This is a genomic window from Lachnoanaerobaculum sanguinis (genome assembly GCF_033242365.1).
GTDB classification, from domain to species: Bacteria; Bacillota; Clostridia; order Lachnospirales; family Lachnospiraceae; genus Lachnoanaerobaculum; species Lachnoanaerobaculum sanguinis.
Map to the genome: position 1 here is coordinate 1 of NZ_BTHK01000097.1, position 269 is coordinate 269.

The following is a 269-nucleotide window of genomic DNA, read 5'->3' on the forward strand; positions in this document are numbered from 1 at the left end:
TATTGAAATACTTAAGCTTCAGAAAAATCTTATGGTTATTGCTGACGGAGAAGGTATTGTATTTGTTAACGGAAAGGGCAAGAGAAAGCCAAAACTTCAACAACTCTATGAAGAGCTTGAACATTGTGGACAGCGATTAATGCACTATAAAGAATGCTTTGAGATTATGGGGAAAGATAGAAACAGCTACTCAAAAACTGATTTGGAAGCAACCTTTATGCGAATGAAGGAAGATCATATGCTGAACGGGCAGCTAAAGCCGGCATACA

The 269-nt window shown here is 37.9% G+C and carries 1 pseudogene; it reads left to right on the forward strand.

Annotated elements, in window-relative coordinates:
• Positions 1-269 (forward strand): annotated as a pseudogene (locus SBH76_RS13680) (IS1182 family transposase); the annotation flags it as partial.